The 12,887-nt window shown below is 74.3% G+C and carries 12 protein-coding genes; 8 read left to right on the top strand and 4 right to left on the bottom strand.

All coding sequences use genetic code 11. The annotated features are described in order from the left end of the window. Positions 1 to 28 precede the first annotated feature (28 nt). Positions 29 to 358 carry a hypothetical protein gene (locus OOK41_RS28105; RefSeq protein WP_207892616.1) on the top strand — a complete coding sequence of 110 codons (330 nt, stop codon included), beginning with the start codon at positions 29 to 31 and terminating at the stop codon, positions 356 to 358. A 77-nt stretch (positions 359 to 435) separates the two neighbouring features. Here the strand turns inward: OOK41_RS28105 and OOK41_RS28100 are convergent, their stop codons facing one another. Then, positions 436 to 627 carry a hypothetical protein gene (locus OOK41_RS28100; RefSeq protein WP_117665976.1) on the bottom strand — a complete coding sequence of 64 codons (192 nt, stop codon included), beginning with the start codon at positions 625 to 627 and terminating at the stop codon, positions 436 to 438. Positions 628 to 1,097: 470 nt separating this feature from the next. On the opposite strand from OOK41_RS28100, the gene OOK41_RS28095 reads away from it, so the two are divergent. Continuing rightward, on the top strand, positions 1,098 to 1,379 hold the full coding sequence (locus OOK41_RS28095) for an adhesin (RefSeq protein WP_117665978.1): 282 nt from the start codon (positions 1,098 to 1,100) through the stop codon (positions 1,377 to 1,379). A gap of 94 nt (positions 1,380 to 1,473) precedes the next feature. Here the strand turns inward: OOK41_RS28095 and OOK41_RS28090 are convergent, their stop codons facing one another. Continuing rightward, positions 1,474 to 2,622, bottom strand: coding sequence for a hypothetical protein (locus tag OOK41_RS28090; RefSeq protein ID WP_266267297.1), 1,149 nt, complete (start codon positions 2,620 to 2,622; stop codon positions 1,474 to 1,476). 86 nt (positions 2,623 to 2,708) lie between these two features. On the opposite strand from OOK41_RS28090, the gene OOK41_RS28085 reads away from it, so the two are divergent. The 3 genes from OOK41_RS28085 (at position 2,709) to OOK41_RS28075 (ending at position 6,140) form a co-directional block, all read left to right on the top strand. Beyond that, the gene (locus tag OOK41_RS28085) at positions 2,709 to 3,602 is read left to right on the top strand and encodes a sulfotransferase domain-containing protein (RefSeq protein WP_117665982.1); all 894 of its coding nucleotides are present in this window, start codon (positions 2,709 to 2,711) and stop codon (positions 3,600 to 3,602) included. Positions 3,603 to 3,889: 287 nt separating this feature from the next. Next, positions 3,890 to 4,282, top strand: coding sequence for a cupin domain-containing protein (locus OOK41_RS28080; protein ID WP_117666907.1), 393 nt, complete (start codon positions 3,890 to 3,892; stop codon positions 4,280 to 4,282). Between the two features lie 73 nt (positions 4,283 to 4,355). Beyond that, positions 4,356 to 6,140, top strand: coding sequence for a glycoside hydrolase family 15 protein (locus tag OOK41_RS28075; protein WP_266267295.1), 1,785 nt, complete (start codon positions 4,356 to 4,358; stop codon positions 6,138 to 6,140). Between the two features lie 64 nt (positions 6,141 to 6,204). Here OOK41_RS28075 and OOK41_RS28070 read toward each other — a convergent pair whose 3' ends face one another. Next, on the bottom strand, positions 6,205 to 7,395 hold the full coding sequence (locus tag OOK41_RS28070; RefSeq protein ID WP_117665986.1) for a threonine synthase: 1,191 nt from the start codon (positions 7,393 to 7,395) through the stop codon (positions 6,205 to 6,207). Positions 7,396 to 7,480: 85 nt separating this feature from the next. Continuing rightward, on the bottom strand, positions 7,481 to 8,527 hold the full coding sequence (locus OOK41_RS28065; RefSeq protein WP_266267293.1) for a DNA polymerase ligase N-terminal domain-containing protein: 1,047 nt from the start codon (positions 8,525 to 8,527) through the stop codon (positions 7,481 to 7,483). A gap of 180 nt (positions 8,528 to 8,707) precedes the next feature. On the opposite strand from OOK41_RS28065, the gene OOK41_RS28060 reads away from it, so the two are divergent. The 3 genes from OOK41_RS28060 (at position 8,708) to ctaD (ending at position 12,819) form a co-directional block, all read left to right on the top strand. Next, a complete protein-coding gene (locus tag OOK41_RS28060) occupies positions 8,708 to 9,493 on the top strand; it encodes an aldo/keto reductase (RefSeq protein WP_266267292.1) in 786 nt (261 codons plus the stop codon). Between the two features lie 321 nt (positions 9,494 to 9,814). After that, positions 9,815 to 10,921 (top strand): FAD-dependent monooxygenase, encoded by a 1,107-nt coding sequence (locus OOK41_RS28055; RefSeq protein WP_266267291.1) that lies wholly within the window; start codon positions 9,815 to 9,817, stop codon positions 10,919 to 10,921. 140 nt (positions 10,922 to 11,061) lie between these two features. After that, positions 11,062 to 12,819 (top strand): cytochrome c oxidase subunit I, encoded by a 1,758-nt coding sequence (gene ctaD / locus OOK41_RS28050; protein WP_117665992.1) that lies wholly within the window; start codon positions 11,062 to 11,064, stop codon positions 12,817 to 12,819. Positions 12,820 to 12,887 lie beyond the last annotated feature (68 nt).

Raw genomic sequence — 12,887 nt, 5'->3', positions numbered from 1 at the left:
CCGTCCATCCTCTGTGGAGGCTTCACCGATGAGCAGCACCGCCACCCGTACCGTCCGTCCCGCGATCCCCCTCGGCGCCGAGGAGTCGGGGGAGACGCTCCGGGAGATCCCGCTGCCGCCGTACGTCACGGGGGAGGACGCCCAGTTCGCGGTGCGGGCGGTGGTGGTGCACGCGCCCCGGCGCTGGTCGGGCGGGACGGTCTGCCGCAACGACGCGAGCCCGCACCCGTGCCGGCTGCACCGCTGGGGCCGGCGGGTGCTCACACTGCGCGGCCTGCGGTCCGCCGAGATCGACGCGCTGATCGAGCGGGGCGACCCCACCGTGACGGTCCGGCCGCCCGACCGTCCCGGTGCCTGAGGGCGTGGCGGCGGGTTCGCCGCCACGCCCCCGTGGCCCGGGCCCCTTCCTCCGCACCCGGAAGGGGCCCGGGCGGGTCAACAGGTGATCGGCTTCACCCGGGAGCACTCCCGGCCCTCGGGGGTCCGCGGCGGGTCGGGTGCGGCGGGCGGTGCCAGCCGCGCCGCCCCCGCGGGGGCGGGCGCCTCGGCGGTGGGGGCGCCGGCCCTGGCCGCGCCGGCGACCAGCGCCGCCAGCGCGAGTGCCCGGGGGAGGAGGCGACGACGCATGCGCTGATGCTGCCATGCAGGTTTCTGTCGGGAAACCCCATCGGGCGAAGGTTGTTGCCGAATCGGGGGAGGTCAGGGGTTCGCCGGCCGGACATCTCCGGGCGTGGAACCGGTCGTTTTCTCCGGCTCGGCCCGGTGGCGCGGGTCGCGGCGCACGGTCAGCGCCACGCCGGAGAAGACCAGCAGCAGGGTGCCGATGAACTTGTGCCGCGTACCGCCTAGCGTCGTCCATGGGTCAGCCTAGGCGACATCTGGGCAGCTCGGAGGCGGTTTGGATGCGCCGGTCGGTCGATGTCGTTCTATTTGACGGATGCCCCGTCAGGAGGCAACGTAGGCAGAGAGGGGCGGGTGACCTGCCCCGTTTCGTGCGGCGACGGGCCTTTCGTCGCCCAGCTCCCCCGCGCGCTCGTCCGCGGGCTGAGTCCGGTCTGTGCCGACCGCGATCCGAAAGCACCCACGAGGAGTTGACCATGCTGACCATGACCGACAACGCCGTGCTCGTGATCCGCGACCTCACCGTGCAGGAGGACGTCGCCCAGGACGGCGGCCTGCGCATCGCCGCCGACGCCGACGCCGGCTCGCTCACCATCGAGCTGGTGCCCGAGCCGGCGCAGGGCGACCAGGTGGTGGACAACCAGGGAGCCCGGATCTTCCTCGACTCCGACGCCGCCGAGCTGCTCAGCGACACCTCGGTCGACGCCAGCGTCGACGACGAGGGGATCGTCCAGTTCGGCTTCACCGACAAGGGGTAGCCGGTCGGCTTTCACCGACAGGGGGTAGCCGGTCGGCTTTCACCGACAGGGGGTAGCCGGTCGGCTTTCGCCGTATTGGAGTGGCTGCGGCGGCTCAGCCGGCCCGTCCGGCCTCGCCGTTCCGGCGCGGTCGGGCGGGGCGGCCCCGCTCCGGCCCGCCGCGCCACCCGCCGCCCGACCACGCGCGGTCCTCCCCGCCGGGCCGCGCCCCGGGTCGCCAGTCGTCCGCCGGCCGCGCCCCGTCGGAGCGGCCCAGGTCGAACAGCACCCGCGCGAGGTGGTGCGAGGTGCTCCAGGCCGCCCAGTTCGTCGTGGACCCGGCCCCGGCCATGCCCCGGGACCGGCGCAGGATCTCGTGGTCGCCCCAGGAGAAGGTCGCCCCGTCCGCCGGCCAGTGCTGCGCCGACACCAGCGTCCGGCACAGGTCCGCCACCCGCTCGTCGCCCCGGCCGCCCCGGCGCGACCAGCGGTACACCCACCACGCGCCGTCGGTCGTGTAGCGGACGGTGGGCAGCCGGTCCCCGGCGGCGTCCGCCCCGGGCACCGCGCAGTCGACCCCGTAGTCGCCGTACCCGACGCCGAGGTCGGCCAGCCGCCGCCAGAGCAGCCAGTCCCAGCGGTCCAGGCGGACCGGCTCGTCGGTGGGGAGCCGGGACAGCGTCGGCGGCACCCCGCCGGCCACCACGGTCACCGTCTGCCAGGCGTGCCGCCGCGCCCAGTCCACCAGCCGGCGGACCCGCGGCTCCGCCGACCGGACGTCGGCCGGGCAGCAGACGTCCCCGGCGTCGACGAGGAGTTCGCACTGCTCCGGGACCAGCCGGGCGAGCCGCCAGATCCGCTCCACCGCGGCCGTCGTCGCGTCCGGGCCCGACCGGTCGAGGCCGGCCCGCAGCCGCACCACCAGCCGCCCGGCGTACGCGCGGGCAGCCACGCCGTGCGCCGCCAGTCGCGCGTCGCTCTCCGCGAGCCCGGCCACCGGCACCAGCGGTACGCCCCACCGGACCAGCTCGCCGCCCACCCCGTCGGGCAGCGCGGACACGTCGACCGCTGGCAGCAGCCCCGGCGGCAGCCGGGTGAGGCTGTCCGGAAGGGAATGGTCCATCGTGGACACGTCGAGCACCGGGGCGAGCAGGGCGGCCGTGGCACCGTCGAGGTGTCGGAGCGCCTCCAGCGTGCCCCGTCGACCGGTGAGGACGGGGCGGTAGACCGGCTCCGCCGCCCGGCCCCGGTGGGCGGGCACCATAGTTCAATGTAGCGACACATCGGCGCCCGTCACAGGGTCTCCGGCAAATGCCGGCGCGCGGACGCGCCGATCGCTACCATCCTCGGATGCCCGGCACCCCCATCCGCTACCGCTCGCCGGACGAGGACAGCGCCCGGTGGCGCGGTTTCCCCTTTCGCGACGGCGACATCGTCATCAGCACCCGGTCCAAGAGCGGCACCACCTGGATGCAGATGATCTGTGCCCTGCTGGTGTTCGGCACGCCCGACCTGCCGGCGCCGCTGCCGGAGCTGTCGCCCTGGCTGGACTGGCTGGTGGAGCCCCGAGACGAGGTGTACGCCCGGCTCGCCGCCCAGCCGCACCGCCGGTTCGTCAAGACCCACACCCCGCTCGACGGGATCCCGCTGGACGACCGGGCGCACTACGTCGTGGTGGCCCGGCACCCGCTGGACATGGCGGTCTCCCTCTGGCACCAGAGCGGCAACCTCGACCGGGAGCGGCTGGCCGAGCTGACCGGGCAACCGGCGCCGCAGGGCCCACCCGCCCCGCGTACCCCGCTGGTGGAGGCGCTGGGGCGCTGGGTGGACCGGGAGGTCGACCCGCGCGAGGAGATGGACTCCCTCCAGGGGGTGCTGTGGCACCTCGGCGACGCCTGGGCCCGCCGGCACCGGCCCAACGTGACCCTGGTGCACTACGACGACCTGATGGCCGACCTGGACGGGCAGATGCGTGCGCTGGCCGGCCGGTTCGGCATCGAGGTGCCCGCGCCGCGCTGGCCGGAACTGGTCGAGGCCGCCACCTTCGACCGGATGCGCCAGCGGGCCGACCGACTCGTCCCCGACCCGGCGGGCGTGTTGCGGGACCGGTCGGCCTTCTTCCGGCGCGGCCGTTCCGGGCAGGGCCGGGAGCTGCTGGACGCGGCGACGCTGGCCCGGTACCAGGCCCGGACCGCCGCCCTTGCCCCGCCGGACCTGCTCGCCTGGCTGCACCGCGACGGCTGACCCGTCCCGGTGGCGGCGCCCGGGGACCGGTCGGGTGTCGCGGAGTCCGGACACGGGCGCACGGCGCCGCCGCGACCCGGGGGTCGTAACGTCGCCGCGCTCCGGCCGTCTCCCACCACCGCAGCCGTACGGCGGTACGTCGGCGGGGACCTGGCTCGACCGGCCCGGTTGCGCCGGCCGATGCTCTCGATGCCCGGTCCGGGCGGGTCCAAACCTCGGATCAGTGGGGATTTCCACCATCTGCCGTTCCCGGCGTGACGGGGGTCGTCACCGGGTATGTGGCCGGCATGGAGCATTTCACTATCGCGACCGTCGCCGAGAAGAGCCCGGACTTCCGGCGGGTGCTGTGGACCGGCGAGCACACCCAGTTGGTGATCATGACCATTCCGCCGGGCGGCGAGATCGGCGAGGAGGTCCACGAGGGCACCGACCAGATCCTGACCTTCGTCAGCGGCACCGGCGAGGCCCGGGTCGCCGGTGAGAAGAAGGAGGTCGCCCAGGGCGACCTGGTGGTCGTGCCGGCCGGGACGCAGCACAACTTCGTCAACACCGGCCCCAATCCGCTGGTCCTCTACACCGTCTACGGCCCCCCTGAGCACGCCGACCAGGCCGTGCACCGGACCAAGGAGGAGGCCGACGCGGCGGAGGCGGCCGGCGAGGACGAGCCACCGACCTCCTGACCGGCCCGGCCGGCGCGGGGCTGCGCGGCGCCCCCGCCGGCCTGATCCGGGCGGGCACGGGTACCCGGGGCGGGTGGACCAGCCGCCGATCTCCGACTACGGGTTCCTCTCCGACTGCCGCTCCGGCGCGCTGGTCAGCCGGGACGGCTCGGTGGACTGGTGGTGCCCGGACCGGTTCGACGGCGCCTCGGTCTTCGCCCGGCTGCTGGACTCGCGGGGCGGGTACTGGCGGCTTGCGCCGCTCGCGCCGGCCCGGGTGGAGCGGGCGTACCGGCCGGACACGCTGGTGCTGCGCACGGTCCACCACACGCCCTCCGGCAGCGTCGCGGTCACCGACGCCCTCTCCGCCGAGCTCGGCGTGCGCGGCCACGAGATGGGGATGAACTCCCCGGCCGTGCTGCTGCGGGTGGTCGAGGGGCTCACCGGCCGGGTCCGGATGGGCCTGGAGTTCGTTCCGCGCCCCGAGTACGGCCTGCTCACCCCGTACCTGCACGAGCAGGACGACGGCGGCGTGCTGGCCACCGCCGGGCCGGTCGCACTGGCGCTGCGCGGCACCGGACCGGCCCTGCGCGCCGACCGGGACCGGGTCCGGCAGGAGTTCGAGGTCGCCGCCGGCCAGCGCGTCGGCTTCGACCTGGCGTACGCGCCGGTCTACCGGGGCCGGCTGGCCCGGCTGGACCCGGTCGCCGCGCTCGCCGAGACGGTGCGGGCCTGGGAGGGGTTCCGGGCCACGCACCACTACGACGGCGGGTACGCCCCGCAGGTGCGGCACGGCGCGACCGTGCTCACCGGCCTGACGTACGCCCGCAGCGGTGCGGTCGCCGCGGCCCTGACCACGTCGTTGCCGGAGCGGATCGGCGGCGACCGCAACTACGACTACCGCTTCTCCTGGCTGCGCGACTTCTCGATGACCATGCGCGCCCTCTGGGTGGCCGCCTGCCCGACCGAGGCGTCCCGGCTCTTCGACTGGGCGGCCCGCTCGATCGGCCGGGTCGGCGACGCGCCGGTGCCCGTGCTGTTCGGGCTGGAGGGGGAGCGGGACCTCACCGAGCACGACTGCGCCCACCTGCGCGGGTACGCCGGCAGCCGGCCGGTCCGGATCGGCAACGACGCCTGGCGGCAGCGCCAGCTCGACGTGCCGGGCGAGGTCATCTCGGCGGTCTGGCGGCTGCACGACCAGCTCGGCGAGACGTTCACGGAAGAGCTGCGGGAGATGGTGGTGGGGCTCGCCGAGCAGGTCGCCGCGACCTGGCGGCTGCCCGACCGGGGGATGTGGGAGACCCGGGACACCGACCGGCACTACCTGTCGTCCAAGGTGCTCTGCTGGGCGGCGCTGGACCAGGCGGTCATGCTGGCCCCGCAGCTCGGCGACGGGGCCGATCCCCGCCGCTGGGCGGCGATCCGGGACGAGATCCGCGCGACCGTGCTGCGCGAGGGCTGGAACGACCGGGTCGGCGCGTACACCGGGGCCTTCGGCTCGACGGAGCTGGACGCCTCGGCCCTCTTCCTGCCAGTGGTGCACTTCCTGGAGGCGTCCGACCCGCGGATGCGCGCCACCATCGCCACGGTCGAACGGGAGCTGGGCACCGACGACGGGCTGGTGCGGCGCTGGAACAGCGACCCGGCCGGCTTCCTGCTCTGCTCGTTCTGGCTGGTGGAGTGCCTGGTGATGGCCGGCGAGCAGGAGCGGGCCCGGCGGCTGTTCGAGCGGGTCCTCGGGCACGCCAACGACGTGGGGCTGTTCGCCGAGCAGATCGACCCGCGCACGGGGGCCCAGCAGGGCAACTTCCCGCAGGCGCTGTCGCACATCGGGCTGATCAACGCCGCCTGGCGGCTCACCGACCCCGCGACGGCCTGAGCCCCCGGCGCCGGGCCGGCCACGGCACGGGCCGGCACGGGCCGGTCCGTCGTCCTGGGGTCGGTCAGGCCACCACCGGCACCGCCGAGACGTCCACCGTCTCCGGGTACTTCAGGCCGGCGCCGGTGTTGAGCACCACCACCCGCTCGCCGGCCCGGATCCACCCGCCGGCCCGCAGGTGCCGGGCGGCGGTCAGGCAGGCCGCCCCCTCCGGGCACAGCAGCAGTCCCTCGTCGGTGCCGAAGTCCCGCAGGTCGGCCAGGATTTCCGCGTCGTCGACCGCGATCGCGGTCCCGGCGCTGGACCGCAGCGCGGCCAGGATCAGTTCGTCGCCGAGCGGGGCCGGCACGGTGATGCCGAACGCCACGGTGCGCGCGTCCGCCCACGGCTCGGCCCGGGCGGCCCCGGCGGCGAAGGCCCGGACGATCGGCGCGCAGCCGGTCGACTGCACCGCGACCAGCCGGGGCAGCTTGTCGTCGATCCAGCCCAGCTCGCGCAGCTCGTGCATCGCCTTGTGGATGCCGATCAGCCCCACCCCGCCGCCGGTCGGGTAGACGATCACGTCGGGCACCTGCCAGCCGAGCTGCTCGACGATCTCGTACCCCATGGTCTTCTTGCCCTCTAGCCGGTAGGGCTCGCGCAGCGTGCCGGCGTCGAAGACCGCGCCGCCGGACTCGGCCACCAGTTTGGCCACGTGCCGGCCGGCGTCGCCGATCAGCCCGTCGACCAGGCGCAGGTCGCCCCCGGCGGCCAGCACCTCGCGCCGGCAGATGGTCGGCGCGTCCAGCGGCATGGCGATGGTCGCGCCGAGCCCGGCCCGGGCGGCGTACGTGGCCCAGGCCGCGCCCGCGTTGCCGTTGGTCGGCATGGCGATCCGGGTGACGCCCAGCTCCCGGGCCCGGCTCACCCCGACCGCCGCCCCCCGCGCCTTGAACGACCCCGTCGGAATCAGCCCCTCGTCCTTGACGACCAGGTCCGGGATGCCGATCCGGGCGCCGTACGACGGGACGCGCAGCAGGGGCGTCCAGCCCTCGCCCAGCGTGGTGACGTGCCGGGGGTCGGCCACCGGGAGCAGCTCGCGATAGCGCCACAGGTCGGCCGGGCGCAGCGTGAACCGTTCCGGGGTGACCGCGTCGGCCACCGCCGCGAGGTCGTACCGGGCCAGCAGGGGCGAGCCGCACTCGCACAGGTTCTGCAACTCGCTCGCCGGGTACGCCCGCCCGCAGCGCGGGCACTCAAGGTGGGTCAGGTACACGATGCTCCTCGCGTCTCGGCTTCCAGCTCGGCCCCGGCTCGCGGTCCCGCCTACCCGTCCCGCCTCCCGGTGTCGGCTCGCGGTCTCAGTCCACGTCGATGCTCAGCCAGCGCCGGCTGCGCCGCCCCGGTTCGTACGGCGAGTCCAGCCGCTTCGCCACCACGCCGGGCAGCCCCTGATCACCGGCGGCCCGCAGGGCGTCCGCGCCGACGCCGGGGAACCACGGCGGGGTCTGCCAGTGCGCGCCGGCCAGAGCCAGGCCGTCGAGCAGCTCCCGGCGCCGCGCGTACGGCAGGTCGGTGCTCGGCGCGCCCTCCAGCCAGAGCAGGTCGAACAGCAGGTACTGCCCGGCCGGGTCGGACCGCCTGCCGCCCGCCGGCCGGGCCGGGCGGACCCGCCCGCGCCGGTCGATGTCGACCAGCGCGCCGTCCAGGACCGCCTCCGCAGGCGCCAGCTCCTCGGCCAGCTCCCGCAGCCACGGGTACGCCCCGGTGACGTCCTCGCCGGAGCCGGCGAGCAGCCGCAGCCGGCCGCCGGAGACGTACGCCACCGCCCGCACGCCGTCCCAGCGCGGCTCGTACCCCCACTCGGCGGCGTCCCGGGGCAGCCGCGCGGCCCGGGTCGGGCGCATCGGCGCGACCAGCTCGGGCATGCTGGTCCAGCCCGGCGGGGCCGGGTCGGTGCGGCGGACCATCCAGTCCCGGCCGCCGGTGGCGAACAGCACGTACCGCCCGGCGGTCCGCTTTCCGTCGAGCACCACGACCACCTCGTCGGCGCGCCACTTCTCGCACCGGTACGTCCCGGTGTCGTGGATGATCATCTTGCCGCCGCCGTACTCGCCGGCCGGGATCTCGCCGTGGAAGTCCAGGTACTCCATCGGGTGGTCCTCGGTGTGCACGGCCAGGTGGTTGCGGCCCGGCTCCCGGGGCAGGCCGCGCGGCACCGCCCAGGAGGCGAGCACCCCCTCGTGCTCCAGCCGCAGGTCCCAGTGCAGCCGGCGGGCGTGGTGCTGCTGGATCACGAACCGGGCCCGCCGCCCGCCGCCGCCCCGGCGCGGGGGCCGCTCGGGCACCGGCTCCGGGGTCCGCTTCGCGTCCCGCCGGCGGCGGTACTCGTCCAGGCGGTCGGCCATCCCCGCATTCTCCGCCGTGCCGGCCCGCCCCGCAGCCCGCCGCCGCGCCGTCGTCGGTTTCCCCGGGCGGCCCCGGTGGCCCTGGCCGTCCGTTGCCGCCCGTCGTTGGCCGCCCGCCGCCGCCCGTCGGGGCGGGCCCCGGTGGGCATGGCCGGCGGGATCGGGGGTAGAACAGCCGTCATGGACAGCCTCGACCAGCCCACCGTCCTGCTCCCCGGCGACGTGCGGATGCCGTTGCTCGGCTTCGGCACCTGGCAGGCCACCGGCCAGGCGGGGTACGACGCGGTGCTCGCCGCCCTCGACGCCGGTTACCGGCACATCGACACTGCCACCATGTACGGCAACGAGGAGGAGGTGGGCCGGGCGGTCCGGGAGAGCGGGCTGCGCCGGGAGGACATCTTCATCACCACCAAGCTGCCGCCGGACCGGGTGGGCCGGGAGCGGGAGACGATCGAGGCCAGCCTCCGCGCGCTCGGCACCGACCACGTCGACCTCTGGCTGGTCCACTGGCCGCCGCCCTCTCCGGGCGACAGCATCCCGGTCTGGCGCGAGCTGCTCGCGGCCCGGGACGAGAACCTGACCCGGGCGGTCGGGGTGAGCAACTACGGCACCGCCGACATCGACGAGCTGATCCAGGCCACGGAGGAGAATCCGGCGGTCAACCAGATCCGGTGGAGCCCGTCGCTGTACGACCGGCAGCGGCACCTGGAGCACCGGGACCGGGGCGTGGTGCTGGAGGGGTACAGCCCGTTCAAGGCCAGCGACCTGTCGGACCCGGTGCTGACCCGGATCGCCGCCGCGCACGGCGTGTCGCCGGCCCAGGTGGTGCTGCGCTGGCACGTCGACCACGAGATCGTGGTGATCCCGAAGTCGGTCACCCCGGAGCGGATCCGCGCCAACGCCGACATCTGGGGCTTCTCGCTGACCGCCGAGGAGATGCGCGACATCGACGCCCTGGGTGGCTGAGCGGTCGGGAGAGGGGCAGCGGGACATCGGAGTGGCCGGCTAGCCGACGGGAGCGCTCCCATATCTGCGGACACATTCACATGCCTGAAACCTTCGCGCAACCGGGGACCCGCTCGTTTTTGCCCCGGTCCGCATTCATCGGCGTGAATCACGCCCCGGGGGTTGCCTGGCCGGCCGGGCATCCGGCCCTCCTCCGGTGATCGACGTCGCCCCGTCGAGGGGTGGCCCGCCCCGGACGAACGGCCCTGGCGTGCGTCGATCGCACCGAGTAGTGTCTTGCCTCCAACGCGTGCCGCACCCCCTCCGGAGGCGTACACCACGATGGGTGGCTCCCCCCTGCGCATTCTCGTCGTCGGTGCGGGCATCGCCGGACTGGCCGTGGCTCGGGCGCTGCGGATGGCGGGTTTCCGGCCCGACGTCACCGAGAAGCTGCCCCCGTCGGAACTCGTCGACACCGGCCTCTACCTGACCGGCAACGCGGCGCGGGCGCTGCGCCGGCTGGACCTCGACGGCCCGGTACGCCCGCTCGGGCAGGTCGTCCACCGGCAGCGCTTCCTCGACGCCTCCGGCGCCCCGCTGTGCGAGGTCGACCTGGACAACCTCTGGGCCGACGTCGGCGAGTGCCGCGCGCTGCCCTGGTCCGAGCTGTACCGGGTGCTGCTCACCGGGGCCGGCGGCGCGGTCCGGCACGGGGCCGAGGTGCGCGGGATCGAGCTGCTGCCCGCGGCCGTCGGCGTCACCTTCGCCGACGGCACCGCCGCCGAGTACGACCTGGTGGTCGGCGCGGACGGCCCCCGCTCGGCGGTGCGTTCCCTGGCCGCGCTGGGCGGGCCGTCCCGGCCGGCCGGCCAGGTGGTCTACCGGGCCGTCGTCCGGGGCGGCCCCCGGATCGACGAGTGGACCGCGCTGCTCGGCCAGCGGGCCGGCTTCCTCGTCGTGCCGCTGGGCGCCGGGCGGCTCTACTGCTATGCAGACGAGGCGGGCACGGTGCCGCCGGCCGATCCGTCGGCCCGGCTCCGCGAGCTGTTCGGCGGGTACGGCGGGCCGGTGCCGGAGGTGCTGGAGGTGCTGGAACGGGTGCACGTCGGCACCACCGAGGAGGTCGAGCTGGGGCGCTGGTCCCGGGGGCGGGTGCTGCTCGTCGGCGACGCCGCTCACGCCACCGCCCCGACCCTGTCCCAGGGGGCGGCCATGGCGCTGGAGGACGCCGTGGTGCTCGCCGACTCGCTGACGTCGGCCGACACCGTCGAGGCAGCCCTGGTGGCGTACGAGAGTCGCCGCCGTCCGCGTACCCGGTGGGTGCGGGACCGGACCCGGGACCGCAACCGGACGCGCGACGTGCCGCCGGCGCTGCGCGACCCGCTGCTGCGCGGGCGCGGCGGGCGGATCTTCGGCGAGCACTACCGGTTGTTGGTCGGCCCGCTGTGAGGGTTCGGCCGCGGCGGCGGCAATCGTAGCCGGCCACCCCACGCGGCACCCCCACCTGCCGGGGACTATCCTCCTTGCGGATGACGGCTCGCAGATCACCACGCGTGCCGAGCGGGACAACCCAGAACCGGAGGCCACTCGTGACCACCGTCGCACCCAAGCCGGTCGTGACCCGGCCCTGGCCGGTCCGAGAGCCGGTCAAGGGGTCGGCATTCGCGCGGCTGCTGCGCACCACGGACGCGAAGCAGATCGGGATCATGTACATGGTCACCGCGTTCGCGTTCTTCATGATCGGCGGCCTGATGGCGCTGATCATGCGGGCCGAGCTGGCCCGCCCCGGGCTGCAGTTCCTGTCGCCCGAGCAGTACAACCAGCTGTTCACCATGCACGGCACGATCATGCTGCTGTTCTTCGCGACGCCGATCGTGTTCGCCTTCGCGAACTACGTGGTGCCGCTGCAGATCGGCGCCCCGGACGTGTCGTTCCCCCGGCTGAACGCCTTCGCCTACTGGCTCTACCTGTTCGGCGGCACGATGGCGACCGCCGGTTTCGTCACCCCGGGCGGCGCCGCCGACTTCGGCTGGACGGCGTACACCCCGCTGAGCACGGCCGAGCACTCGCCGGGCGTCGGCGCCAACATGTGGGTCGTCGGCCTGGCCGTCTCCGGTCTGGGCACGATCCTCGGCGCGGTGAACCTGATCACCACGATCCTGACCCTGCGCGCCCCCGGCATGACCATGTTCCGGATGCCGATCTTCACCTGGAACATGCTGGTCACCAGCCTGCTGGCGATCCTGATCTTCCCGCTGCTGGCCGCCGCGCTGTTCGCGCTCGCCGCGGACCGGCTGCTCGGCGCGCACGTGTACGACCCCGCCACCGGCGGGCCGATGCTGTGGCAGCACCTCTTCTGGTTCTTCGGCCACCCTGAGGTGTACATCATCGCGTTGCCGTTCTTCGGCATCATCTCCGAGATCATTCCGGTCTTCTCCCGCAAGCCGATCTTCGGCTACAAGGGCCTGGTCGCCGCGACCATCGCCATCGCCGCCCTGTCGATGAGCGTGTGGGCGCACCACATGTTCGCCACCGGCCAGGTGCTGCTGCCGTTCTTCAGCTTCCTGAGCTACCTGATCGCCGTTCCGACCGGGATGAAGTTCTTCAACTGGATCGGCACCATGTGGCGGGGCCAGATCACCTTCGAGACGCCGATGCTGTTCTCCATCGGCTTCCTGGTGACCTTCCTCTTCGGTGGCCTCACCGGCGTGCTGCTGGCCAGCCCGCCGCTGGACTTCCACCTGCACGACTCGTACTTCGTGGTGGCGCACTTCCACTACGTGCTCTTCGGCACCATCGTGTTCGCCGTGTTCGCCGGGATCTACTTCTGGTTCCCGAAGATGTTCGGCCGGATGCTCGACGAGCGGCTGGGCAAGATCCACTTCTGGCTGACGATGATCGGCTTCCACACCACGTTCCTGGTGCAGCACTGGGTGGGCAACGAGGGCATGCCACGTCGGTACGCCGACTACCTGCCCACCGACGGCTTCACCACGCTGAACATGATCTCCACGATCGGCGCGTTCATCACCGGTATCTCGACCCTGCCGTTCATCTGGAACTGCTGGAAGTCGTACAAGACCGGCCCGGTGGTCGAGGTCGACGACCCGTGGGGTCACGGCAACTCGCTGGAGTGGGCGACCAGCTCGCCGCCCCCGCTGCGCAACTTCGACCGGATGCCGCGGATCCGCTCCGAGCGCCCGGCGTTCGACGCGAAGTTCCCGGAGCTGGCCGCCGGCCAGAGCCTGGCCGGACCGCCCGAGGGCGGCGCCAAGCTGCTGACCAGCGAGGCCAACGGGGGCGCCAGCTACCAGGAGGACACCGCCGGGAACCTCGACCAGCGCTGACCCACACCGCACCGTACGACGGGCGCCGCACCCCATCGGGGTACGGCGCCCGTCGCTTGGCGCGACCC

Source organism: Micromonospora sp. NBC_01655 (genome assembly GCF_026339755.1).
In the GTDB taxonomy this organism is placed as follows: Bacteria; Actinomycetota; Actinomycetes; order Mycobacteriales; family Micromonosporaceae; genus Micromonospora.
This window is presented reverse-complemented; position numbering and strand designations above follow the sequence as displayed.

Coding starts and splice junctions, on each gene's coding strand:
- OOK41_RS28085 (WP_117665982.1), top strand. CDS start 2,709: ATGCCCGGCACCCCCATCCGCTACCGCTCGCCGGACGAGGACAGCGCC.
- OOK41_RS28100 (WP_117665976.1), bottom strand. CDS start 627: ATGCGTCGTCGCCTCCTCCCCCGGGCACTCGCGCTGGCGGCGCTGGTC.
- OOK41_RS28080 (WP_117666907.1), top strand. CDS start 3,890: ATGGAGCATTTCACTATCGCGACCGTCGCCGAGAAGAGCCCGGACTTC.
- OOK41_RS28095 (WP_117665978.1), top strand. CDS start 1,098: ATGCTGACCATGACCGACAACGCCGTGCTCGTGATCCGCGACCTCACC.
- OOK41_RS28060 (WP_266267292.1), top strand. CDS start 8,708: ATGGACAGCCTCGACCAGCCCACCGTCCTGCTCCCCGGCGACGTGCGG.
- OOK41_RS28105 (WP_207892616.1), top strand. CDS start 29: ATGAGCAGCACCGCCACCCGTACCGTCCGTCCCGCGATCCCCCTCGGC.
- OOK41_RS28055 (WP_266267291.1), top strand. CDS start 9,815: ATGGGTGGCTCCCCCCTGCGCATTCTCGTCGTCGGTGCGGGCATCGCC.
- OOK41_RS28065 (WP_266267293.1), bottom strand. CDS start 8,527: ATGGCCGACCGCCTGGACGAGTACCGCCGCCGGCGGGACGCGAAGCGG.
- OOK41_RS28090 (WP_266267297.1), bottom strand. CDS start 2,622: ATGGTGCCCGCCCACCGGGGCCGGGCGGCGGAGCCGGTCTACCGCCCC.